This window comes from Chitinilyticum litopenaei DSM 21440, assembly GCF_000428145.1.
Taxonomy (GTDB): domain Bacteria; phylum Pseudomonadota; class Gammaproteobacteria; order Burkholderiales; family Chitinibacteraceae; genus Chitinilyticum; species Chitinilyticum litopenaei.
In genome coordinates this window covers 1-21,641 of sequence record NZ_ATZJ01000035.1, presented here as the reverse complement: position 1 = coordinate 21,641, position 21,641 = coordinate 1, and the positions used below count along the sequence as shown (strand labels likewise).

Sequence of the window (21,641 nt, the reverse complement as noted above, 5' to 3'; positions counted from 1 at the left end):
CAACTGCCCCCGTGGTTATTATTGGCTTACACCGATTATCAAGCAGGGCAAGCGCCCCTGCTGTAACGGTGTTAGATCAGGTTCTGCTCGGCCACACCGATATTCAGATCGAGATTGGCACTGGCCTCGGCCTTCGTCGACAAGGGTGAAAGGCGCTTGGCCTCCAGCTCGTCAAGATAGGCATCGCTGACATCGCCAGTGATGTAATTACCATCAAAGCAGGATGTTTCGAACTTGGTAATGCGTCCACCGCTAGCGTCCGTACAGGCCTGGATCAAGGCCGACAGATCCTGGTAAATGACTGCATCGGCCGAGATTTCGGCGGCAATCTGCTCGGCATTGCGCCCGGTGGCGATCAGCTCGGCACGCGTGGGCATGTCGATGCCGTAGACATGAGGGAACTTGACCGGCGGCGCAGCCGAAGCCAGGTAAACCTTTTTCGCGCCGCAATCGCGCACCATCTGCACGATTTCCTTGGAAGTCGTGCCACGCACGATGGAATCATCAACCAGCAGCACATTCTTGCCACGGAACTCGACCGCGATCGGATTGAGTTTCTGGCGCACCGACTTTTTGCGGCTGGCCTGGCCCGGCATGATGAAGGTGCGGCCGATATAGCGGTTTTTCATGAAGCCTTCGCGATACGGTTTGCCAAGCGCCAGCGCCAGCTCCATCGCGGAGTCGCGGCTGGTGTCCGGGATCGGGATCACGACATCGATATCCAGCGCCGGCACCATCGAACGCACCTTCTCGGCCAGCTGCTCGCCCATTTTCAGGCGCGCTTCATGCACGGAAATGCCGTCGATGACGGTATCCGGACGCGCGAAATACACGTGCTCGAAAATGCAGGGCACCAGCTGCGGACTCGGATGGCATTGCTTGCTGTGCAGCTGACCATCAAAAGCAATGAACAGGGCTTCGCCCGGCGCGACATCGCGCTCGAAGCGGAAACCCAGGGTATCGAGCACCACCGATTCGGAGGCAACCACATACTCGGCCCCCTCGGCCGTGTCGTGGCGACCCAGCGACAGGGGACGAATGCCGTGCGGATCGCGGAAGGCCACGAGGCCGAAACCGGCAATGATGGCAACAACGGCGTAGGCACCCTTCACGCGGCGATGGACAGCGGCGACCGAATCAAAAATGGTGGCGACATCCAGATGCGGCCCCTGCACACGGCGCGACAGTTCGTGGGCAAACACATTCAGCAGCGCTTCCGAGTCGGAGTTGGTGTTGATGTGCCGCAGATCGGTGCGGTACATCTCGTCCTTGAGCTGCTTGTCATTGGTCAGATTGCCATTGTGCGCAAGCACGATGCCAAACGGGCTGTTGACATAAAACGGCTGAGCCTCGGCCAGACTGGACGCGGAGCCGGCGGTCGGATAACGGACATGGCCAATGCCGGCATTGCCAAGCAGCGAACGCATATTGCGCGTGCGAAAGACATCGCGCACCAGGCCCTGGCCCTTGTGCATGTGCAGGCGCTGGCCTTCGGCCGTTACGATCCCTGCCGCATCCTGCCCGCGATGCTGAAGCATCAGCAGACCGTCATAGAGCAACTGATTTACCGGTGTTTTGGCCACGACGCCGACAATGCCACACATGGGTTAAGTCCCTTTGAATCCAAGAAAACAACAATTTGCTTCACAGGCAGGCCGGAGCTGGCCATGCCGCACTACTCATATTTGAGATTCTGTCCCAGCACGGCCGGCAGCCAGGGCCTCACCCAGCCCACGCTCTCTTCCAGCACGCTGCTGAACATGGCATCCCGCCAGAGCGGCTGGCGCGGCAGACTGGTCAGGCCAGCCAGAATCACCAGCATCAACACAAACAGATAACCGCGCAACAGGCCAAAGCCGGCCCCCATGATCCGGTCCAGCGGCTTGAGGCCCGAAGCCTTCAGGAAGGCATTCAGGGTAATGCGCAGAATGGCCGATACCACCCAGGTAAGGAAAAAGATCGCGACAAAGGCCGCCAGGTAGCGGAGGCTGTCATTGGGCAGACTCGCCGGTGCGAGCACGCTCAGCTCATCGGCATACTGGCAGGCCAGCCAGACAGCCAGCACCCAGGCCAGCAGGGCCAGCACCTCCATCACCAGCCCGCGCATGACCGACAGCAGGATGGAGAGTCCGATGATGACCAGCACCACATAGTCGAACAGGGTCATCGCATTCTTACTTGGTCACAATCCGGCCATCCAGACCCAGCGCCTGCAGTTTGGCCAGCCATTCGCGCGCCAGTGCTTCGTTGCTGGTGGGACCAAGACGGACACGCGTCAGTGTACCCTTCTCCCTGGTCTCGACCGTATCGCTGCTGGCCGGCAGACCGGCCCCCTTCATTCTGGCGACGATGGCCGCCGCCTTGGCCGCATCGGAATAGGCACCCACCTGGATGAAATACCGCTCGGCCCTGGCGGCCGGCTTGGGTGTCGGGGAGGAAGGATCATCAAGGCCATCGAGAATGCGCTGCGGATCAGTCGTGGGCTTGACCACGGGGCGGCTGGTCGGCTTGACCGTGGGCCTTGGCGTCGGCTTGGCCTTCGGCGTGGGGGCGACTGCGGGAGCGACCGGCTCGACCTCTTCCGCTGCGGTTTCAGCAGGAGGTTGCTGGACATTGACCAGACGGCCCGGCAAGGCTTCACTGGCCAGGCTGGCACCGGCACTGGCAATCACCACATCGGCGTTGGCATTTTCCGCGGCGAGCGTTTCACTGGCGGCCGGCACGGCGGCAACCGGAGCCGCAAGCGCCGGTGCGCTGGAAATGACTTCGACAGGCTGGCTGGAAACCATGCTCGCCGGCGGCTGGCTGTCCAGCGCGGTCCAGAGTACGCACAGGGCAAAAATGACCAGGGCAATGGCGCCAATCAGCCGGCGCCGGGCGCGCTTCCTGAGTTGCAGCAGCTCTTCGGAAAGGTTTTGATTGGCCATGCTCAATGATTCCTGGCGGCAAGCACTTCCGCCACGGTGTAAAAGGATCCGAAGACAAGGATTCTATCAGCTTCGCCTGCACGCTCACAGGCAGCCCGGTAGGCTGCGGCGACCGATTCATGCTGATGGACTTCGGCCGTGCTGCCAGCAGCGACGACGGCTTCGGCCATCATCGCGGTCGGTGCCGCGCGTGGCAGCTCGGGGCTCGCAAGGTGCCAGACATCAACGAGATCGGCCAGTTGCGCGACGACACCGGGAATATCCTTGTCCTGCATCATGCCGAAGACGGCATGCGTGCGCGCGGCAAAGCCCATTTGCTGCAAGCTTTCGCGCAGGACGACAGCAGCATGGGGGTTATGCGCCACATCCAGCACTGTTACTGGCCTGCCGGGCAATACCTGGCAACGTGCCGGCCACTCGACTTCCAGCAAACCGCGCTTGATGGCGCCCAGTGGCACGGCAAGCCGATCCTTGCAGGCATCGAGCATGGCAATGGCCAGCGCGGCATTGCCCAGCTGGTAAGCACCGCGCAGGGCCGGCAAGGGCAAGGCATGCCGTCGCGCCGCGCCCGGCCCCCACCAGGACCATTGCTGGCCTTCGCCATTGCGCTGGTAGCCATAATCGCGCCCGATCAGGTGCAATTCACATCCGCAGTGCGCGGCCGCTGCCAGCAGGCTTTGCGGCGGCTCCGGGTCCGCGCAAAATGCAGGGCGGCCAGCGCGGTAGATGCCCGCTTTTTCCTGCGCAACCGCTTCACGCGTGTCTCCCAGATAGGCTTGATGGTCAAGCCCGATGCTGACGATGGCCGCGACGTCGGCATCAAAGGCATTGACGGCATCCAGCCGCCCCCCGAGGCCGACTTCCAGCACCATGACATCGACATCCGCAGCCATGAACACCATGACCGCTGCCAGCGTGCCAAACTCGAAATAGCTCAGCGACACATCCTGCCGGGCGGCGTCGATGGCGGCGAAAGCCGAAGTCAGCGACGCATCGCTGACCGGCTGCAGATTGACCATCACCCGCTCGTTGTACTGCAGCAGGTGTGGCGAAGTGTAGGTGCCGACCTTGTAGCCGGCCGCGCTCAGCATGGCGCTCAGCATGGCGCAGACCGAACCCTTGCCGTTGGTGCCACCCACGGTCAGCACCGGACAGCCGGGCTTCAGCCCCAGGCGGTCGCGCACGGTGGCGACACGCTCGAGCCCCATGTCGATGGCGCGCGGATGCAGGTTTTCGAGATAGGCCAGCCACTCGGCAAGCGTGGCGCTGGCGTGCGGTTTGGCCGGCAGCATCAGCCGATGGCGGCTTGCTTGCCGAGCAACGTCAGCAGGTCGGCCAGCTTGCGGCGCATGTCGCGACGGTCGACGATCATGTCGATCGCGCCCTTTTCCAGCAGGAACTCGGAACGCTGGAACCCTTCTGGCAGGGTTTCGCGCACGGTCTGCTCGATCACGCGCGGGCCGGCAAAGCCGATCAGCGCGCCGGGCTCGCCGATTACCACGTCACCCAGGAAGGCAAACGATGCCGAAACACCGCCCATGGTCGGATCGGTGAGCACGGAAACGAAAGGCAGGCGTTGCTCGGAAAGCTTGGTGAGGATGGCGCTGGTCTTGGCCATCTGCATCAGCGAATTCAAGCCTTCCTGCATGCGGGCGCCGCCCGAAGCGGCTACGCAGACGAAGGGCAGATTGTTGTCGAGCGCGGTTTTCACGCCACGCACGAAACGCTCGCCCACCACCGAGCCCATCGAACCGCCGATGAACTTGAATTCGAAGGCGGCGACCACGCACGGCACGTTATGGATTGCGCCCTGCATCACCACCAGCGCATCGTCTTCGCCGGTGTCTTCCTGGGCGGCACTGATGCGATCCGGATAGCGCTTGCTGTCCTTGAACTTGAGGATGTCGACCGGACGCACTTCCGCGCCAATCTCGAAACGGCCCTCGGCATCCAGCAGGATGTCCAGTCGCCGGCGTGCGGGCACGGCATTGTGGTAACCGCATTTCGGGCAGACATCCAGATTGTTTTCCAGGTCCGTGCGGTACAGCACGGCACTGCAGGCGTTGCACTTGCTCCACAATCCTTCGGGCACGCCCGACTTGCCGCCGTTATTGCGGCTCTTGATTTTCGGTGGCAGCAGTTTTTGCAACCAGCTCATGGGAATCTCCTGTACTGCCTGTTGATACCAGTCGGTGTTGCAGCAGGCACGACCGGCCCGGCGCAATCAGCATGGCTACGGGCCGGAACGCCCGGCCCGTTCAACAGATTCTGCAAAGCGGCGGATTATGCCTGATCCATCGCCTGACGCACACCCGTCAGGAAGGTGGTCAGACGATCGTTGAGGCCGGCGGCGCCGGCTTCCATTTCCTGCACCAAGCGCGAGCCGATCACCACCGCATCGGCAATGCCCGCCACTTGCTGCGCCGTCGCGGCATCGCGGATGCCAAAACCGACCCCGATCGGGATGCTCAGATGCTGGCGCAGTGTCGCCAGCTTGTCGGCAACACTGGTGACATCCAGATTGGCCGCACCGGTGACGCCCTTCAGCGACACGTAGTACACATAGCCGCTGGCAAGCCGGGCCACATGCGCCACCCGGTCTTCCGTGGTGGTCGGCGCCAGCAGGAAGATCAGATCGATGCCCTGGGCTTTCAGCGCGGCAGCGCAGGCTTCGGCCTCTTCCGGCGGCAGATCCACCGTCAGTACGCCGTCGACACCGGCAGCGCGGGCCGCTTCGGCAAAGGCCTCATAGCCCATGGCCTCCACCGGATTGGCGTAGCCCATCAGCACGACCGGCGTCTTGCTGTCGGTCTTGCGGAACTCCGCCACCATGGCCAGCACGCGGGTCAGCGTCATGCCGTGCGCCAGCGCCCGCTCGGACGCCCGCTGAATCACCGGGCCATCGGCCATCGGATCGGAAAAAGGCACGCCAAGCTCGACAATGTCGGCGCCGCCGGCCACCAGCGCGTGCATGGCGGCAACCGTGGCATCCGGCTGCGGATCGCCGGCGGTAATGAAGGGAATCAGCGCCTTGCGGCCGGAAGCCTTGAGGGCTTCCAGCGTGGATTGAATTCGGGACATGTATAGGCTTCCAGGTATGGCTTTACAGGCTTTCGTGTGATTGGCTTAGAGCTGAATACCCGACATCTTGGCAACAGTAGGAATATCCTTGTCGCCACGACCGGACAGGCAGACCAGCAGGACTTCGTCCTTGTTCATGGTCTTGGCCATCTTGGCGGCCTGCGCCAGCGCATGACTGGATTCCAGCGCCGGGATGATGCCCTCGTACTTGCACAGGTCATGGAAGGCCGCCAGCGCTTCATCGTCGTTGATGGCGACGTATTCGGCACGTCCGATGTCCTTGAGGTAGCTGTGCTCCGGACCGACACCCGGATAATCCAGACCCGCAGAAATCGAATGCGTTTCAACGATCAGGCCGTTCTCATCCTGCATCAGGAAGGAGCGCTGGCCGTGCAGCACGCCCGGCTTGGCGTTCGACGTCAGCGGCGCAGCGTGACGGCCGGTTTCGACACCGTCACCACCGGCTTCAACGCCGATGATGCGCACACCTTCGACTTCGATATAGGGGTAGAACATGCCGATGGCGTTGGAGCCGCCACCCACACAGGCAATCACGGCATCGGGCTGGCGGCCGATCATCTCGACGATCTGGGTCTTGCATTCCTCGCCGATGATTTTCTGGAATTCGCGCACCAGCTTCGGGTAGGGATGCGGGCCGGCCGCGGTGCCGATGATGTAATAGGTGCTGTCGATATTGGTCACCCAGTCGCGCATTGCCTCGTTCATCGCGTCTTTCAGCGTCTTCGAGCCGCTCTCGACGGGCACGACGGTCGCGCCCAAGAGCTTGATGCGGAACACGTTCGGCGCCTGGCGGGCCACGTCTTCGGCGCCCATGTAAACCACGCATTCCATGCCATAGCGGGCAGCAACGGTGGCGGATGCCACGCCGTGCTGGCCGGCGCCGGTTTCCGCGATCACGCGCTTCTTGCCCATGCGGCGGGCCAGCAGCGCCTGGCCGATGGTGTTGTTCACCTTGTGCGCACCGGTGTGGTTCAGGTCTTCACGCTTGAGATAGATCTGCGCGCCACCGAGTTCTTCCGACCAGCGCTTGGCGTGATAGATCGGGCTGGGACGGCCTACATAGTGCTTCAGTTCATTGCGGTATTCGGCCATGAATTCGGGATCGGCAATGGCCTTTTCGAATTCGACCCGCAGTTCATCCAGTGCCGGAATCAGGGTTTCGGCAACATAAATGCCACCGAAAATGCCGAAATGGCCCTGCTCGTCCGGCAGGCTGTAATTGGCTTTATCGTTCATTGACCATCCCTCGTTGCGGCAGACTGCACTGCCTGGATAAATGCGGACACGCGGCCCAGATCCTTGATTCCCTTGCTGCTTTCCACTCCGCTGGAGACATCGACCGCCCAGGGCCGGACTTGCCGGACTGCCGCAACCACATTCTCCGGATGCAGGCCACCCGACAGGATCAGCGGCAGAGGCAGAGGCAGCGATTCCGGCAGCAAAGACCAGTCGAAACTGGCGCCGGTGCCACCGGGCACGCCCTCCACAAAGGCATCGACCAGCAGACCTCGGCACAGGCCGCCGCAAGCAGCGAAGGAAAGCGCGTATTCTAGCAAATCCAGTCCGGGTTTGACCCTAATCGCCTTGATAAAAGGGCGACCGAATTGCGCGCAGTATTCCGGACTTTCCTCGCCATGAAATTGCAGCAGATCCAGCGGCGCCTGCTCCGCCATGTCGCGCACAAAGGCGGCATCGGCATCGACAAACAGGCCAACCGACATCACGAACGCCGGCAGTGCCGCGACCACCTCGCGCGCCTGGGCCAGATCGACATGACGGGGGCTGGGCGGATAGAAAACCAGGCCGATGGCATCGGCCCCCAGCTCCGCCGTGGCCCTGGCCGTTGCGCCATCACGCAGGCCGCACACCTTGATGCGAGGATGCATACACAAACCCATTGAAGTATTTAACCAGAGCCCATTGAGCCGAAGGCTTTCAGCAATATACCCTGTCACTCAGCTACAGCAATCCATAGCGTGGCGCCGGCTCGCTGGGCAGCTCGAATTCAGGCGGATAGCTTACACCGGAAAGGTAGAGTCCGTCCGGCATGAATGTCGGCGGCGCCAGGCTGCGATCCTGCCAGGAGAGCAATTCGCTCATCCACTCGGCCGGCTGGTTGCCCTTGCCGATGTGCAGCAAGGCGCCCATGATGTTGCGCACCATATGGTGCAGGAAGGCGCTGGCGGAAAAATCAAAGCACAGCAGCTGGCCATCCTGCCGAATGCGGATCGCCCGCATCAGCTTGACGGGGCTGGGCGCCTGGCATTCGGCAGCGCGAAAGCTGGAAAAATCATGCTCACCCAGCAGCAGCTCGGCCGCCGCGCGCATGGCCGGCACATCGAGCTCCTGATGTGCCCAGCCTATCCTTCCCGCCAGCAGGGCCGGGCGCACCGGATGATTCAGCACCAGATAGCGATAATGCCGCGCCGTGGCGACAAAACGGGCATGGAAGTGCTCGGGCACAGCGCGCGACCAGGTCACGGCAACGCCTTCGGGCAGGAAGCTGTTCACCCCCCTCACCCAGGCATTCAACGGTCTTTTGGCATCCGAATCAAAGTGACAGACCTGGCCGGTGGCATGCACACCGGCATCGGTGCGGCCGGCAGCATGCACCCGCAGGGGATGACCCGCCATCCTGGCGACCGCCCGCTCGAGCGCTTCCTGCACCGTGGGGCGATCCGGCTGAATCTGCCAGCCATTGAAGGCACGTCCGTCATATTCCACACCGATGGCATAACGCTGCATCACGGCCACGACTGATTTCCCAGAAAAATGAGGCTTGCCGCAATCAGCAACACCAGCACCAGCAGATGCCAGCGATCGCGGGCCTGCATTGTACACAGCGGGAGGCACACCCCGGCATCCGGCTCGACGATTTCTGCGGCGTGCAACTGCCGCAACAACTCGGCAAAGCCGAATTGCTGCTCCAGCAAGTCATCGGTGTACTGGATGGCGAGCGCCAGCCGCACGACCAGACGCTCATGCGCGACGCCGATCAGGCGCAAGGGCTGCAGCAGTACATGCAAGCCACCATGCAGCTGCTCGCGCGTCAGCCTGAGCAGCAGCAGCTGCAGACTGCCGACCAGGGCGACAAGGCGCAAGAGCTGCACCAGCCCGTAATGCAAGCCTTCACGCGTCGGCGCGAGCCAGCCCGACCACAGATACCAGCCCGGCGTGGACCAGCCGTAAATCAGCAAAACGGCCAGCAAGAGCCAGCGCATCCGGCGCAGGGCGAGGCCGAATCGCCGTGGGCAGACGCACAGGACCAGCAGCAGCAGCGCAACAGCCAGCGCATAAAACGGCAAACGCTCCAGCCCGGCCAGCAGGATTGCCAGCCAGAGCCAGAGCGTCAGGAGTACTGCCGGATGCAAGATGGGCGATCAGATACCGGACAGAAGCGACTGCGCCAGCGACTTCTGCTCGGCATTGCCTTCTTGCAGCGCCTCCTGCAGGATTTCACGCGCGCCTTCGACATCGCCCATGTCAATGTAGGCACGGGCCAGATCGATCTTGGTCTGCACCGGATCATCGGAGGCGAGATCCAGCTCGGTAGCCGGATCGGAACCCGCCGCGAAATCCAGATTAAGATCAGCAAGCTCGGATTCCGCCGCCGCAGAAGTGACCGGCGCGGCCAGCAGCTCTTCAGCCGGCGCATTGAGGTCGAAATCGAAATCCAGACCCAGATCGGCCGCAGGCTCCTCGGCAAAGCCGCTCAGCTCGGGCAAGTCATCCAGCGACTCACCCAGCTCAGGCAGGCTGGCGGTCAGCTCTTCCGCGGCAGCCTCGGCCTCGGGAAGCGCAAGATCAAGCGCCGAGAATTCATCCGCAACATCCAGACCCGGCAAGGCGTTCAGCTCAAGCGCACCAGCCTCGGGCTCGCCGCTTTCCAGATCGATGGGGAGATCCAGCGCCATGACTTCATCGGCAGGCTGCACCAGCGGCTCGGCTACGGACTGAGCCTGCGGCGCCCCCAGATCCAGCGAGAAGTCGAGATCAGCCGCCGCATTTGCCGCAGCAAAGGCATCTGCCTCGGCAACCGCGGGGGCAGCCGGCTCGGTTGCGATTTCAAAATCCAGCTCGGCCGGCTCGGCCGGCTTTACGTCCTGCGACGCCAGGTCGACACCAGCAACCGCTGCTGCAACACCGGTGGCAGCTGCTGCGGCAACGCCCGTGGCAACTGCAGCGACCGCGCCGGCATAGCGGGGATTATCGGCATCCAGCACGCGCCCCATGCGGGCAGCTTCTTCCCACAGCGGCCCCTTGCCCTGCGTCTGGGCATGCAGCTCGGCGGCAATGGCCTCGAAGGCAGACTTGTCCTTGGCTGCGGCATAGATTTCCAGCAGCTTCAGGCGAATCTCGGCACGTTGCGGATCCTTGCTCAGCGCGTCCTTCAGGATTTCTTCGGCCTGCGCATTGCGGCCATAAGCCATGTAGACGTCAGCCTCGGCAATCGGATCGACCTCGTCGGTATCGATGGTGCCAAGTCCCTGGCGACTGAAATCGGTCAGGAAGGAGTTCTCGGTAGGCTGAGTGCTGATTACACCACCGCCGGTACTGCCCAGCACGGTATTCGCCTTGAGGTCGCTGCCGGTGATGATGCTGTCCTCGAACACCGGAGCACGCTGACGGCGACGCATGAAGATGAAGGCGCCCGCGCCGGCCAGCAAGGCCAGCAGACCACCACCCAGCGGGACAATGTTCTCCATCAGCATGTCGACCAGGCCCGGCTCTTCTACCGGCTCCGGGACAGGAACCGGGCGACGCTTCGGCTTGGGCACCGGCGTGGCGGCCACTTCGCTTGCCTCGGAGGCAGCACCTGCCAGCGCGGCCGCCGACGCATCGGAGGCCGCGGAAGCCACTACCGTGGCAGACGCAACACCAACAGCAGACGCGGCCATCACCGGCGAGGCGGATGCACTGGCAGAGCTGGCTTTTTTCGCCGAGATGTACTGCTCCATCTCCTTGACGTTCTTTTGCAGCTCGCCGACCCGCTTGTTGCTCTCTTCGAGCGACTTTTTGCGGGCGGCAGCTTCGTCTTCCAGCGCCTTGGCAGCAGCATCACCCTTGCCACCCTTGTCGGCCTTGGAGAGCTTGAGGGTAGACTTGCTGCTGTCGGGGGCGGAAGCACCCTTGTCATCCATCTTGGGAGTAATCTTGCCTGCCGCACTGCCCTGCTTGGTTTCGGCGGGCGGCGTGCGCGCGGCAGATTCGGCGAGCTTGGTACGATAGGCCTGCCAGTTTTCGGTCTGCACCTTCACTTCGCGGGACGCCTCGGCGGACGAAACCGACTTGATCTCGTCAGCAGATGGCACCTGCAGGATCTTGCCGCGCTTCAGGCGGTTCATGTTGCCGTCGAATGCCTGCGGATTGGCACGATACAGGGCAAGCAGCACCTGATCGAGACTCACCCCCTCGGGCTGAACCCGGCGGGCAATCCCGGACAGCGTATCACCGGACTTCACCGCATACGAATCGGCACCAGCTTCCGGCTTGGCTGCTGCGGACTCCTGGGCTTGCGGTGCCGAGGACTGCTCGGCGGGACGCGCCTTCTTGCCCTGTCTGACCTTGCCGGTCTTGCGTACCCCGGGCAGGACATCCGAAGTGATCGTGCCAGCTTCGGCATCCACAGTGCCGGCAGGCGCGCGGTAATTGGGGGGATCAATCAGTGCGGTGAACTCGCGCTTCACATTGCCGCCATCCCAGTACAGCTCGACGATCAGGTCGAGAAAGGGCTCGGAAATGGGACGCGCCGAATTGACCAGCACGACATAACGGCCATTCTTGCGTTTTTCGACATTGAAGCGCAGCCCCATATTGCCGGGATAGGGAAGTTGCGCCGACTCGTGAGCTTCGGGACTGCCCAGCTTCACCAGCAGGGAGTCCGCCTCGCTGGGCTGCACGCCGACAATTTCAATCTGCCCGCGAAATGGCTCACCAAGGCTGGAGAGCACATTCATCCTCCCCAGACCGGCCGCATTGGCCAGCAAGGGCAGTGCCGCCAGCGACAAAGCCAGCACACAAGTTTTCAATCGAAGCGTTTTCGGCACAGCCCTTCCCCCTACACTTACAGCATCTTTTTGAACGGCAAAAGTATCACCCGGACATGCCGGATGCAACCAGAGCGCGCATGGCTACCAGCCCAGCACACAAAGTCGGACGGGCAAACCGATGGCTTGAAGGCCTTGCCGCCGTCGGCAAATGCCGCGCAATGCAAGCCAAGCCTCGATAAACATTTGGATTAAAGGATTTTATAGCCACTGCCTTCGCCATACTCCACAGGAATCGTGCGGCACTGTGGTATCTTGCTGACAGTCCAGTGCTCGCGAGCCCAGGACCAGAGCTCCGGCAGCCCGGCGTCACGCCATTGCGGGGGCACTTCCTGCCCGAGCGCCTGCAGCACGAAAGCGAGCAATTCGACCTCCCTGCCCGCATCCAGCGCCCTCGCCAGTGTCTGCTTGCTCAATTTTTCCCCGGCCGCATTGGCCAGTACCGGCACGTGCAGATAGCGCGGCACGGGCAAGCCCAGCGCCTGCTGCAAAAAAATCTGCCGCAGCGTTGAATCCAGCAGATCGGCGCCCCTTACCACATCGGTCACTCCGGCAGCGGCATCGTCCACCACCACCGCCAGCTGGTACGCCCAGCAGCCATCGGCGCGCAGGAGTACAAAATCCCCAAGCTCCTCGCCCAGATGCTGACTTTGCAACTGCTGCACCCGGTCAAGAAAAGCAAGCCGTGTCTCGCCGACATTCACCCGCCACGCATGCTGGCATTCCGGCGCGCCGGCAGACTGGCGGCACGTTCCCGGATAACGCCAACCGTCGATACCGCGCAAACCGGCCTGCTGGATTTGCTTGCGACTGCAGGTGCAGGCATAGGCAAGCCCAGACGCGCGCAACTGCTCCAGCGCATCACGATAGGCCGCATGCCGCTCATGCTGCCAGACGATGGGGCCATCCCATGCAAAGCCGAACGCCTGCAGGGTCGCGATGATGGCCTGCGCAGCACCGGGCACTTCGCGGGGCGGATCGAGATCCTCCAGCCGCAGCAGCCAGCGCCCACCGCAGGCGCGCGCATCCAGATAGCTGGCAGTGGCGGCGAGCAGCGAGCCGATGTGCAGCTCGCCGGTCGGACTGGGGGCAAAGCGCCCCACATAGCCTGGCTCCTGGCGCGGCTGGGCGCCCGCCGCCGCACTGCGATAGAATTCCGTCATTGCCGAGCTGATTCCAAATCCTAATTTTTCCCTGATTGGGTAGCCACCTCAGCAAAGTCCAGTGCGTCATGCCGGCGTCCCACGGGGATTCCCTGTGGGACGCCGGCATGACGAATTACTGAGCTGGCTACCCAATCGATAATCATCTCTTTCACTTCGTGAGGCTGCTAGCCATGACCTTTGTCGTTACCGATGCCTGTGTGCGCTGCAAGTACACCGACTGCGTGGCAGTCTGTCCGGTTGACTGCTTCCGGGAAGGGCCGAATTTTCTCGTCATCGACCCCGAAGAGTGCATCGACTGTTCGCTGTGCGTGCCCGAATGCCCGGTCGCGGCGATTTTTCCGGCCGATGAGGTGCCGGAAGCCTTCCGGCAATACATTGCCATCAATGCCGAGCTTGCACCGCAGTGGCCGCCCATCATCGCCCGCAAGGACCCACCGGCCGATCATGCCGAATGGGCCGGCGTCAGCGGCAAGGCCGGGCTCATCGAACGCTGAGCCCCCGGCAACCCAGTTCCATAAGCCAGCAAGAATAAGGCTTGAGCCAAACGGCATCAAGCCGCTATAATCGCTGGTTTTCCGCCTTGCCTGACCGACGTCGCAATCGGCAGGCTGTGTCAAACCACAAGGAGTTCTCATGCGACATTATGAAATTGTATTCATCGTACACCCCGATCAGAGCGAGCAAGTGCCCGCCATGATCGAGCGTTACAAGAGCCTGATCACTGCCGGCAACGGCGCGATCCACCGTCTGGAAGACTGGGGTCGTCGTCAACTGGCTTACCCGATCCAGAAAATCCACAAGGCACACTACGTGCTGATGAACGTTGAAATCGGCCAGGAAACCCTGGACGAGCTCGAACACGCCTTCAAGTTCAATGACGCCGTTCTGCGTCACCTGACCCTGAAGAAGGACGTGGCCGTGACCGAAGCTTCTCCGATGATGAAGGAAGAGAAGTCCAAGTCGCTGACCGCTGCCAGCGAAGAGCAGGCTGCCTGATTCCAGGCCCGCCTTGCGAAACCGGATCCTGTTTGAAGGTTTGCTGAACAAGGCCCCGACACTGCGCCAGACCCCCGCCGGCATCCCTATTGTCGAAGGCGAGCTGGAACATGAGTCGGAGCAGCACGAAGCGGGGATGACCCGCAAGGTGCGCTGTGTGGTGAACTATGTGGTGATTGGCCCGCAAGCCCTGCGCTTTGCGAGACTACCGGCACCGGGCACCTTGCGCTGCAAGGGCTTCATCGCCGCCAAGAATCTGCGCCAGCCGGATCAGCTGGTTTTGCATATCGACGAATACGAATTTTCTGAATCAAGGAAAGACCATGTCCCAACGTAATCTGTTCAAGCGGAAGAAATATTGCCGCTTCACCGCCGAAGGCATCAAGGAAGTGGACTACAAGGATGTAGCCCTGCTGAAGGACTTCATTGCCGAAAACGGCAAGATCATCCCGGCCCGCATCACTGGTACCAAGGCGAAGTATCAACGTCAGCTGTCGTCCGCGATCAAGCTGGCCCGCTTCCTGGCCCTGCTGCCGTACACCGACCAGCACTAAGACGGACAAGGAACCAGATCATGCAAATCATTCTGCTCGAAAAAGTAGCCAACCTGGGTCAACTGGGTGATGTCGTCAAGGTCAAGGACGGTTACGCTCGCAACTTCCTGATCCCGCAAGGCAAGGCCAAGCGCGCGAACGATGCCAACCTGGCCGAGTTCAACGCCCGCCGTGCCGAACTGGAAGCCCGCCAGGCTGAAATCCTGGCTGCTGCCCAGGCTCGCGGCGAAAAGCTGGCTGATGCTTCCTTCACCCTGGCCCAGAAGGCTGGCGTGGATGGCCGTCTGTTCGGCTCCGTAGGCACCCAGGACATCGCTGACGCGATCACTGCTGCCGGCACCGAAGTCAAGAAGACCGAAGTCCGTCTGCCGGAAGGCCCGCTGAAGACCATCGGCGAGTTCGAAGTTGCCCTGGCGCTGCACCACGACGTGGTTGTGAACGTCAAGATCGTGATCGTCGGCGAGCAATAAGCTTTCTGCCATCGCGCATTGGAAAAGGGGCTTCGGCCCCTTTTTTCTTGCCCGTCGCTGGCACCTCATTCCGGCGCCTCGCTCATACGGCATTACCCATGCTGCCGGAGCCAATTATCAGCAATGGCTGCAGCCTGATACCCTATAAAATCCTTACACCAGCAAGCCGCCCGGCACTGCCAATCCAGCCACCCACCGTTCAGCGCGCCACGATAGCGTTGCGCTTGGCGGCCCGGCTTGGCCGGTGCCTAGACTGTGTCATTAGCAAATGCCGATGAACGCCGTCATGAGCACCGTCCGCCCCCCGGCCGTCGCCGGCCTCTTCTACCCGCTGGATGCCGTGGAACTGCGCGAAACCGTCGCGCGGGAACTCGCGCGCAGCTCCCTCAGCCTGCCCCAGGCGCCCAAGGCACTGATCGTGCCGCACGCCGGCTTCCAGTACTCGGCCTGCGTGGCTGCCGTGGCCTATCACGCCCTGCAGCCCTATGCTAGCGGCATCCGCCGGGTGATCCTGCTGGGGCCAAGCCACCGCTACGCACTGGCGGATACAGCGCTGCCACAGGCAGACGCGATGCAAACGCCGCTGGGGTCCGTGCAGCTCGACAGCGAAGCCTGCAAGGCCCTGCAGGCGCTGGGCGTGATGCGCAACGAACAGGCTCATGCCTTCGAGCATGCCCTGGAAGTGCAGCTGCCGTTTCTGCAGGCCATCCTGCCGGGCTTCCGCCTCGTTCCCCTGCTGATCGGCGATTGCACGCCGGAGCGCGTGGCCACGCTGCTGGATGCCGTGTGGGGCGGCCCGGAAACGCTGATCCTGGTCAGCAGCGACCTCTCGCACTATGAAAGCCAGGCCTGCGCGCGCGAACACGATCTCGCCACACTGAGGCACATCGTCGCTGGCAACTTCACCCTGGATCACCGGCACGCCTGCGGCGCCACGCCGCTGATGGGGCTGCAGCTGTGCGCGCAGCGGCGCGGCCTCACGGCCCGGCTGCTGGATTACCGCAATTCCGGCGACACCGCCGGCCCGCATGATCGCGTGGTCGGCTATGCTGCCGTGGCATTTTGCGAGGAGGAGGAGCATGCCCGCACTCACTGAACAGCAAGGCCAGCTGCTGCTGGGCATCGCCCGCCGCAGCATACGCCAGCATCTTGAAGGTATGGCCATGGAACCCTTTCCCGGCGAGAGCTTTCTGGATATACCTGCGGCTACTTTTGTCACCCTCACCCAGAACGGCCAGTTGCGCGGTTGCATCGGCTCACTGGCGGCCTGGCGCCGGCTAGGCGAGGATGTGCGCGGCAATGCGATTGCCTCGGCCACCCGCGACCCGCGCTTTCCGGCATTGCTGCCCAGCGAATTGCCGCTGACGCGCATCGAAGTCTCGGTGCTGAGCCCAGCCGAGCCCCTGCCTTTTCGCGACGAAGCCGATCTGCTGAGCCAGCTGCGGCCACACACGGACGGACTGATCCTGCACCATGGCGCACAGCAGGCCACCTTTCTGCCCCAGGTCTGGCACCAGTTGCCCGAAGCGGCCGAATTTCTGGCCCATCTGAAGATGAAGGCCGGACTCCCCCCCGATTGCGCCACCGAAGACCTGCGCTTTGAGCGCTATACGGTGCAGAAATGGCTGGAAAAACCGCACTGACGCGCGGCCAGCAGGCCGGCCAGGCCTGGTTTCACGCCCTGCCGGACGGCCGCCTGCAATGTGACCTGTGCCCGCGCGACTGCAAGCTGCGCGACGGCCAGCACGGCGCCTGCCTGATCCGCGAACGTCACGGCGATGCAATCATGCTGACCAGCTGGGGGCGCTCGTCGGGCTTCTGTGTCGACCCCATCGAGAAAAAGCCGCTCAATCATTTTCACCCCGGCTCCAGCGTGCTGTCCTTTGGCACCGCCGGCTGCAATCTGGCCTGCAAGTTCTGCCAGAACTGGGACATCTCGCACTCGCGCGAACTCGACGCCATGCAGGCCAGCGCCATGCCCGAACGGCTGGCGCAGCTCGCCGCCGAACTGGGCTGCCGCAGCGTAGCCTTTACCTACAACGACCCGGTGATTTTTGCCGAGTACGCGCTGGATGTCGCCGATGCCTGCCATGCACAAGGTATTTTCACCGTCGCCGTGACGGCCGGCTACATCAAGCCGGCGCCGCGCCAGCTGTTCTACGCGGCGATGGATGCGGCAAACATCGACCTCAAGGGCTTCACCGAGGACTTTTATCGCCAGTACTGCGGCGCGAAGCTGGCGCCCGTGCTCGATACGCTGCTGTATGTGCAGCACGAAACGGATTGCTGGCTGGAAATCACCACCCTGCTGATTCCGGACACCAACGACAGCGACGCGGAGATCGCCGCGCTGTGTCGCTGGGTGCATGCGGAACTGGGCGACGCGGTGCCACTGCATTTCACGGCCTTTCATCCCGACTACAAGCTCACCGACCGGCACGCAACCCCGGCCGCCACGCTGAATCGCGCCCGGCAGCTCGGGCTGGATGCCGGCCTGCGCCATGTCTACACCGGCAATGTCCACACCGCGGAAGGCGGCACGACCTTCTGCCCGGCCTGCCATGCCGTGCTGATCGAGCGCGATGGCTATCGCATCCTCCGTTACCGGCTGAACGAGACTGGCACCTGCCTCGACTGCGGCCAGCCGCTGGCCGGCCGCTTTGGCCGCTACCAGGGCTCGTTTGGCAACCGGCGCATTCCGCTGCACCTGCTTGGCGCCTGAGGCTCACTGCCTCAACACGCCGCTCACGGGTCGCAGAGCAAGCGGCGGGCACACCCCGGCCTGTTCACAGCGCCTTATCAGCCTCCGCCTGCCATACATGCTATTGTATTGCCATACAGGCAATCACGATAAAGACCTTTGGCCAGATACCCACCACCCCAATCATCACGAACGGGCAATTGCACCGGCACGGGCCTACACTGACAACAACAGGAAACACCCGGCCACTCCATGACTGCCCTCGCCCTGCTGCAACGCCACCGCTGGCGCCTGCTAATCACCCTTCCCGTCCTTGCCCTTGCCCTTGTCCAGGCGCTGAACTGGTGGCGCGGGCCGGAGCTTGCCACCGTGGCCGTGGTGCGCGGCGAGCTGATCCAGTCGGTGGTGGCCAGCGGCCATGTCGAAACCCCGCACCGCGTCGACATCGGTGCCCAGATCACCGCAACCGTCGCACGGGTGGCCGTCGGTGAAGGCGAAACGGTCAGCGCCGGCGCCATCCTGCTGGAACTCGACAATCGCGAGGCGCGCGCCAACCTGCAGCAGGCCACGATGGCCGTCGCCCAGGCCAGCGCACGCTTGCGGCAACTGCGCGAGGTGCAGGCGCCGGTCGCAACCCAGACCCTGCGCCAGGCGCTCACCAATCTCGACAACGCCCGCTCGGTGCAGCGCCGCAACCAGGACCTGCACCGGCAGGGCTTCATCAGCGCCGCCGCGCTGGAAAATGCCGACAAGGCCGTGGCGCTGGCCGAGGCCCAGTACCAGTCTGCCCGCCAGCAACTCGATGGCCTGCAGGCCAATGGCAGCGAGCTGGCGCAAGCCAGCGCGGCGCTCGCCGTGGCCGAGGCGGCCCGCATGGCCGCGCAGGCGCGACTGGACTACACCCTGCTGCGCGCCCCCCTTGCCGGCACCATCCTCAGCCGCAGGGTCGAAGCCGGCGATGTGGTGCAGGCCGGCAAGACCCTGTTAACGCTGTCGCCTACCGGCAAGACGCAACTGGTCGTCGACATCGACGAAAAGAACCTGCGCCTGCTGCGCGAAGGCCAGCCGGCGCAGGCCTCGGCCGATGCCTATCCACAGGAGCGCTTTGCCGCCGTACTGGGCCGCATCAACCCGGCGGTCAACCGGCAGACCGGCGCGGTCGAAGTGCGGCTCGACGTGCCGCAACCGCCGGCCACGCTGCGCCAGGACATGACCGTCTCGGTGGACATCGAGGTCGCGCGCCGCAGCAATGCCCTGCTGCTGCCGCTCGCCGCTGTCCATCTTGCCGACGCGGCGGACGGCGGGCACTGGGTCTTGCGCATCGAGGCCGGGCGCGCACAGCGGCGGGCCGTCAGACTGGGACTGATCGGCAGCGCACACGCCGAAGTGCTGGACGGGCTGGCCGCAGGCGATGTCGTGCTGGCCGATGCGCAGGCGGCCAGCCCCGGCCAGCGCGTGCGCCCGCTCAGGTAGCCGCCGCCATGCTCAAGCCCTGGACTCCGTTCGAATGGATCGTCGCCTTGCGCTTTCTGCGCGAGGGTCGCCTGCAGACGCTCTTCATTCTCAGCGGCGTGGCCATCGGCGTGGGTGTCATCGTCTTCATGTCGGCGGTACTGGCCGGCATGCAATCCAATTTCATCCGCCGCGTGCTCTCGGCGCAGGCGCACATCCAGTTGCTGCCGCCGCAGGATGTCAGCCGCCCCTTGCGCCAGGCCGCCAGCGCGCCGGGCACGGTTGTCGTGGATGCCATCGTGCAGGCGCCGCGCCAGCGCGTGAAATCCATCGACCAGTGGCAGGCCGTCGCCGCGCAGATCCGCGCCATGCCGCAGGTGCTGGTGGTTTCGCCCGCCGCCGCCGGCTCGGCGCTGGTCACGCGCGGCAGCGCCAGCCGCTCGGTCTCGCTGGCGGGCATCCTGCCCGCGCAGTACTACCGCATCGTCAACCTTGAGGACAAGCTGCTGCGCGGGCACGCGCGGCTGGCGGCCACCGACATCCTCGTCGGCGCCGAGCTGGCCAGCGATCTGGGGGTCAGCGTCGGCGACAAGCTGCATCTGGCTACGGCAAACGGTGCGGCCGCCACGCTGACCATCATCGGCATCTTCGACCTCGGCAATCGCGGCGCCAACGAGCGCAGCACCTTTGTCGCCCTGCATACCGCGCAAAGCCTGCTGGGCCTGCCCGGCGGGGTGACCAGCCTCGATGTCACCGTACGCGACGTGTACGCGGCCGAAACCATCGCGCAGCGCATCACCGCCACCACCGGCGTGGATGCGCAAAGCTGGATCAAGACCAGCGCCCAGTTCTTCACCGCCATCAGCGCCCAGACCACGGCCAACACCGCCATCCGCTTTTTTGTCGGCCTGTCGGTCGCCTTCGGCATTGCCAGCGTACTGGTGGTGGCCGTGGTGCAGAAATCACGCGAAATCGGCATCCTGCGCGCCATGGGCATCTCGCAGGGCCAGATCCTGCGGGTCTTCCTGCTGCAAGGGGGGCTGCTCGGCTTCGGCGGCTCGCTGGCCGGCTGCGGCATCGGCGCACTGGCGCTGATCCTGTGGCAGCGTTATGCGCGCAATGCCGACGGCACGCCGCTGTTTCCGCTGGTCTTCGATCCCAAGCTCTTCCTCAGCGCCCTGCTGCTGGCCACACTGACCGGCCTGATCGCCGCCTTTGCACCGGCGCTGCGCGCCGCGCGTCTCAATCCCGTGGAGGCCATCCGTGGCTGAATTTCCCGCACCAGCCGGCACGAACAAGATGGCCGTCGGCACGGGCCCGGTGGTGCAACTCAGCGGCGTGCGCAAGGCCTACCACACCGGCACGGCCATCGAAACCGAGGTACTGCACGGCATTGATCTCAGCCTGCAACCCGGTGAATTCTGCGCCGTCATGGGGCCATCCGGCTCGGGCAAGAGCACGCTACTCAATCTCGTCGGCCTGCTGGACCGACCAACCGCAGGCAGCCTGCGCCTGTTCGACACCGAAACCACCGGGCTGGACGATCATGCGCTGACGCGCCTGCGCGGCCACCACATCGGCTTCGTCTTTCAGTATCACCACCTGATCACGGCGTTCAGCGTGCTGGAAAATGTCATGATGCCCATGCTGGGCGCGGCCGGCTTTCCGGATGCCGCCATGCAGCAGCGCGCCAGCGCGCTGATCGCCAGCGTGGGTCTGAGCCAGTGGCAGAACCAGCCGGCCGGCAAGCTCAGCGGTGGCCAGCAGCAGCGCGTGGCGATTGCACGCGCGCTGGCGATGAACCCGGCGCTGGTGCTGGCCGACGAACCCACCGGCAATCTGGACACCAAAAGCGCGGACGATGTCTTTGCCCTCTTGCAGGACGTCAACCGCGAGCATGGCACCACGGTGCTTTTCGTCACCCACAACCCGACGCTGGCCGCACGCTGCCCGCGCACCATCCATGTCATCGATGGGCGGGTGATTGAGGAGTGAGGAGTGAGGCATGAGGCGTGAGGCGTGAGGCGTGAGGCGTGAGGCGTGAGGCGTGAGGCGTGAGGCGTGAGGCGTCTGGATTGTACAGCCATGGGTATTTCAGCCCAGCCCTTTTCCGTGATGGGCTACATGCACATACCTGGCGAACAAAACAAAAAGGGCCCGCAGCGCGGCAATGCCGCTCAGTTAAGCAAAAAGCTCCGTCAGGAGCTTTTTGCTTTTGTAACATAG

The 21,641-nt window shown here is 63.5% G+C and carries 24 protein-coding genes; 12 read left to right on the top strand and 12 right to left on the bottom strand.

The window, feature by feature from the left end; translation table 11 throughout:
* Positions 1–71: 71 nt before the first annotated feature.
* From purF to gluQRS, 12 genes are all read right to left on the bottom strand, one after another.
* Positions 72–1,604, bottom strand: a complete 1,533-nt coding sequence (gene purF / locus C515_RS0112845) for an amidophosphoribosyltransferase (protein WP_028455872.1) — start codon at positions 1,602–1,604, stop codon at positions 72–74.
* A 71-nt stretch (positions 1,605–1,675) separates the two neighbouring features.
* Complete coding sequence (locus C515_RS0112840; RefSeq protein WP_028455871.1) at positions 1,676–2,167, bottom strand: CvpA family protein; 492 nt, start codon at positions 2,165–2,167, stop codon at positions 1,676–1,678.
* Between the two features lie 7 nt (positions 2,168–2,174).
* The gene (locus C515_RS0112835) at positions 2,175–2,927 is read right to left on the bottom strand and encodes an SPOR domain-containing protein (RefSeq protein ID WP_028455870.1); all 753 of its coding nucleotides are present in this window, start codon (positions 2,925–2,927) and stop codon (positions 2,175–2,177) included.
* 2 nt (positions 2,928–2,929) lie between these two features.
* Positions 2,930–4,219 (bottom strand): bifunctional tetrahydrofolate synthase/dihydrofolate synthase, encoded by a 1,290-nt coding sequence (folC, locus tag C515_RS0112830; RefSeq protein WP_043649442.1) that lies wholly within the window; start codon positions 4,217–4,219, stop codon positions 2,930–2,932.
* Entirely contained in the window at positions 4,219–5,085 is an 867-nt protein-coding gene (gene accD / locus C515_RS0112825) for an acetyl-CoA carboxylase, carboxyltransferase subunit beta (RefSeq protein WP_028455868.1), read from the bottom strand. Before accD ends, folC begins: the two co-directional genes overlap by 1 nt.
* A gap of 125 nt (positions 5,086–5,210) precedes the next feature.
* Positions 5,211–6,008, bottom strand: coding sequence for a tryptophan synthase subunit alpha (gene trpA, locus C515_RS0112820; RefSeq protein ID WP_028455867.1), 798 nt, complete (start codon positions 6,006–6,008; stop codon positions 5,211–5,213).
* Positions 6,009–6,053: 45 nt separating this feature from the next.
* Complete coding sequence (gene trpB, locus C515_RS0112815) at positions 6,054–7,265, bottom strand: tryptophan synthase subunit beta (protein ID WP_028455866.1); 1,212 nt, start codon at positions 7,263–7,265, stop codon at positions 6,054–6,056.
* Positions 7,262–7,915, bottom strand: coding sequence for a phosphoribosylanthranilate isomerase (locus C515_RS0112810; protein ID WP_028455865.1), 654 nt, complete (start codon positions 7,913–7,915; stop codon positions 7,262–7,264). Before C515_RS0112810 ends, trpB begins: the two co-directional genes overlap by 4 nt.
* Positions 7,916–7,988: 73 nt before the next feature.
* Positions 7,989–8,774, bottom strand: coding sequence for a tRNA pseudouridine(38-40) synthase TruA (truA, locus tag C515_RS0112805; RefSeq protein WP_028455864.1), 786 nt, complete (start codon positions 8,772–8,774; stop codon positions 7,989–7,991).
* Positions 8,774–9,400: a CbiQ family ECF transporter T component gene (locus tag C515_RS20925; RefSeq protein ID WP_051304910.1), complete on the bottom strand. Its 627-nt coding sequence runs from the start codon at positions 9,398–9,400 to the stop codon at positions 8,774–8,776. Before C515_RS20925 ends, truA begins: the two co-directional genes overlap by 1 nt.
* A gap of 9 nt (positions 9,401–9,409) precedes the next feature.
* Entirely contained in the window at positions 9,410–12,046 is a 2,637-nt protein-coding gene (locus C515_RS0112795; protein WP_028455863.1) for a motility hub landmark protein FimV, read from the bottom strand.
* 221 nt (positions 12,047–12,267) lie between these two features.
* The gene (gene gluQRS, locus C515_RS20920; protein ID WP_051304909.1) at positions 12,268–13,239 is read right to left on the bottom strand and encodes a tRNA glutamyl-Q(34) synthetase GluQRS; all 972 of its coding nucleotides are present in this window, start codon (positions 13,237–13,239) and stop codon (positions 12,268–12,270) included.
* Between the two features lie 173 nt (positions 13,240–13,412).
* On the opposite strand from gluQRS, the gene fdxA reads away from it, so the two are divergent.
* The 12 genes from fdxA (at position 13,413) to C515_RS24050 (ending at position 21,641) form a co-directional block, all read left to right on the top strand.
* Positions 13,413–13,736 carry a ferredoxin FdxA gene (gene fdxA, locus C515_RS0112785; RefSeq protein ID WP_028455862.1) on the top strand — a complete coding sequence of 108 codons (324 nt, stop codon included), beginning with the start codon at positions 13,413–13,415 and terminating at the stop codon, positions 13,734–13,736.
* 139 nt (positions 13,737–13,875) lie between these two features.
* The gene (rpsF, locus tag C515_RS0112780; protein ID WP_028455861.1) at positions 13,876–14,238 is read left to right on the top strand and encodes a 30S ribosomal protein S6; all 363 of its coding nucleotides are present in this window, start codon (positions 13,876–13,878) and stop codon (positions 14,236–14,238) included.
* Between the two features lie 13 nt (positions 14,239–14,251).
* Positions 14,252–14,575 carry a primosomal replication protein N gene (gene priB / locus C515_RS0112775; protein WP_144290455.1) on the top strand — a complete coding sequence of 108 codons (324 nt, stop codon included), beginning with the start codon at positions 14,252–14,254 and terminating at the stop codon, positions 14,573–14,575.
* Positions 14,562–14,792, top strand: a complete 231-nt coding sequence (rpsR, locus tag C515_RS0112770) for a 30S ribosomal protein S18 (RefSeq protein ID WP_028451097.1) — start codon at positions 14,562–14,564, stop codon at positions 14,790–14,792. The genes priB and rpsR overlap by 14 nt, the downstream gene beginning before the upstream one ends.
* A 20-nt stretch (positions 14,793–14,812) precedes the next feature.
* Positions 14,813–15,262 carry a 50S ribosomal protein L9 gene (gene rplI / locus C515_RS0112765; protein WP_028455859.1) on the top strand — a complete coding sequence of 150 codons (450 nt, stop codon included), beginning with the start codon at positions 14,813–14,815 and terminating at the stop codon, positions 15,260–15,262.
* A 286-nt stretch (positions 15,263–15,548) separates the two neighbouring features.
* Positions 15,549–16,358 (top strand): AmmeMemoRadiSam system protein B, encoded by an 810-nt coding sequence (gene amrB / locus C515_RS23595; RefSeq protein WP_028455858.1) that lies wholly within the window; start codon positions 15,549–15,551, stop codon positions 16,356–16,358.
* A complete protein-coding gene (gene amrA / locus C515_RS23590; protein WP_028455857.1) occupies positions 16,342–16,905 on the top strand; it encodes an AmmeMemoRadiSam system protein A in 564 nt (187 codons plus the stop codon). Before amrB ends, amrA begins: the two co-directional genes overlap by 17 nt.
* Positions 16,884–17,984 (top strand): AmmeMemoRadiSam system radical SAM enzyme, encoded by a 1,101-nt coding sequence (gene amrS, locus C515_RS0112750; RefSeq protein ID WP_051304907.1) that lies wholly within the window; start codon positions 16,884–16,886, stop codon positions 17,982–17,984. The genes amrA and amrS overlap by 22 nt, the downstream gene beginning before the upstream one ends.
* 231 nt (positions 17,985–18,215) lie before the next feature.
* The gene (locus tag C515_RS20915; protein WP_043649438.1) at positions 18,216–19,436 is read left to right on the top strand and encodes an efflux RND transporter periplasmic adaptor subunit; all 1,221 of its coding nucleotides are present in this window, start codon (positions 18,216–18,218) and stop codon (positions 19,434–19,436) included.
* Between the two features lie 8 nt (positions 19,437–19,444).
* The gene (locus C515_RS0112740; protein ID WP_028455855.1) at positions 19,445–20,686 is read left to right on the top strand and encodes an ABC transporter permease; all 1,242 of its coding nucleotides are present in this window, start codon (positions 19,445–19,447) and stop codon (positions 20,684–20,686) included.
* Positions 20,679–21,410, top strand: coding sequence for an ABC transporter ATP-binding protein (locus C515_RS0112735; protein ID WP_245575034.1), 732 nt, complete (start codon positions 20,679–20,681; stop codon positions 21,408–21,410). Before C515_RS0112740 ends, C515_RS0112735 begins: the two co-directional genes overlap by 8 nt.
* 90 nt (positions 21,411–21,500) lie before the next feature.
* Positions 21,501–21,641 (top strand): hypothetical protein, encoded by a 141-nt coding sequence (locus C515_RS24050; RefSeq protein ID WP_158380820.1) that lies wholly within the window; start codon positions 21,501–21,503, stop codon positions 21,639–21,641.

What these genes read in the sequence shown, in the direction of transcription:
- purF (WP_028455872.1), bottom strand. Translation starts at nt 1,604, where the DNA reads ATGTGTGGCATTGTCGGCGTCGTGGCCAAAACACCGGTAAATCAGTTG.
- C515_RS0112840 (WP_028455871.1), bottom strand. Translation starts at nt 2,167, where the DNA reads ATGACCCTGTTCGACTATGTGGTGCTGGTCATCATCGGACTCTCCATC.
- C515_RS0112835 (WP_028455870.1), bottom strand. Translation starts at nt 2,927, where the DNA reads ATGGCCAATCAAAACCTTTCCGAAGAGCTGCTGCAACTCAGGAAGCGC.
- folC (WP_043649442.1), bottom strand. Translation starts at nt 4,219, where the DNA reads ATGCTGCCGGCCAAACCGCACGCCAGCGCCACGCTTGCCGAGTGGCTG.
- accD (WP_028455868.1), bottom strand. Translation starts at nt 5,085, where the DNA reads ATGAGCTGGTTGCAAAAACTGCTGCCACCGAAAATCAAGAGCCGCAAT.
- trpA (WP_028455867.1), bottom strand. Translation starts at nt 6,008, where the DNA reads ATGTCCCGAATTCAATCCACGCTGGAAGCCCTCAAGGCTTCCGGCCGC.
- trpB (WP_028455866.1), bottom strand. Translation starts at nt 7,265, where the DNA reads ATGAACGATAAAGCCAATTACAGCCTGCCGGACGAGCAGGGCCATTTC.
- C515_RS0112810 (WP_028455865.1), bottom strand. Translation starts at nt 7,915, where the DNA reads ATGCATCCTCGCATCAAGGTGTGCGGCCTGCGTGATGGCGCAACGGCC.
- truA (WP_028455864.1), bottom strand. Translation starts at nt 8,774, where the DNA reads ATGCAGCGTTATGCCATCGGTGTGGAATATGACGGACGTGCCTTCAAT.
- gluQRS (WP_051304909.1), bottom strand. Translation starts at nt 13,239, where the DNA reads ATGACGGAATTCTATCGCAGTGCGGCGGCGGGCGCCCAGCCGCGCCAG.
- fdxA (WP_028455862.1), top strand. Translation starts at nt 13,413, where the DNA reads ATGACCTTTGTCGTTACCGATGCCTGTGTGCGCTGCAAGTACACCGAC.
- rpsF (WP_028455861.1), top strand. Translation starts at nt 13,876, where the DNA reads ATGCGACATTATGAAATTGTATTCATCGTACACCCCGATCAGAGCGAG.
- rpsR (WP_028451097.1), top strand. Translation starts at nt 14,562, where the DNA reads ATGTCCCAACGTAATCTGTTCAAGCGGAAGAAATATTGCCGCTTCACC.
- rplI (WP_028455859.1), top strand. Translation starts at nt 14,813, where the DNA reads ATGCAAATCATTCTGCTCGAAAAAGTAGCCAACCTGGGTCAACTGGGT.
- amrB (WP_028455858.1), top strand. Translation starts at nt 15,549, where the DNA reads ATGAGCACCGTCCGCCCCCCGGCCGTCGCCGGCCTCTTCTACCCGCTG.
- amrA (WP_028455857.1), top strand. Translation starts at nt 16,342, where the DNA reads ATGCCCGCACTCACTGAACAGCAAGGCCAGCTGCTGCTGGGCATCGCC.
- amrS (WP_051304907.1), top strand. Translation starts at nt 16,884, where the DNA reads ATGGCTGGAAAAACCGCACTGACGCGCGGCCAGCAGGCCGGCCAGGCC.
- C515_RS20915 (WP_043649438.1), top strand. Translation starts at nt 18,216, where the DNA reads ATGACTGCCCTCGCCCTGCTGCAACGCCACCGCTGGCGCCTGCTAATC.
- C515_RS0112740 (WP_028455855.1), top strand. Translation starts at nt 19,445, where the DNA reads ATGCTCAAGCCCTGGACTCCGTTCGAATGGATCGTCGCCTTGCGCTTT.
- C515_RS24050 (WP_158380820.1), top strand. Translation starts at nt 21,501, where the DNA reads ATGGGTATTTCAGCCCAGCCCTTTTCCGTGATGGGCTACATGCACATA.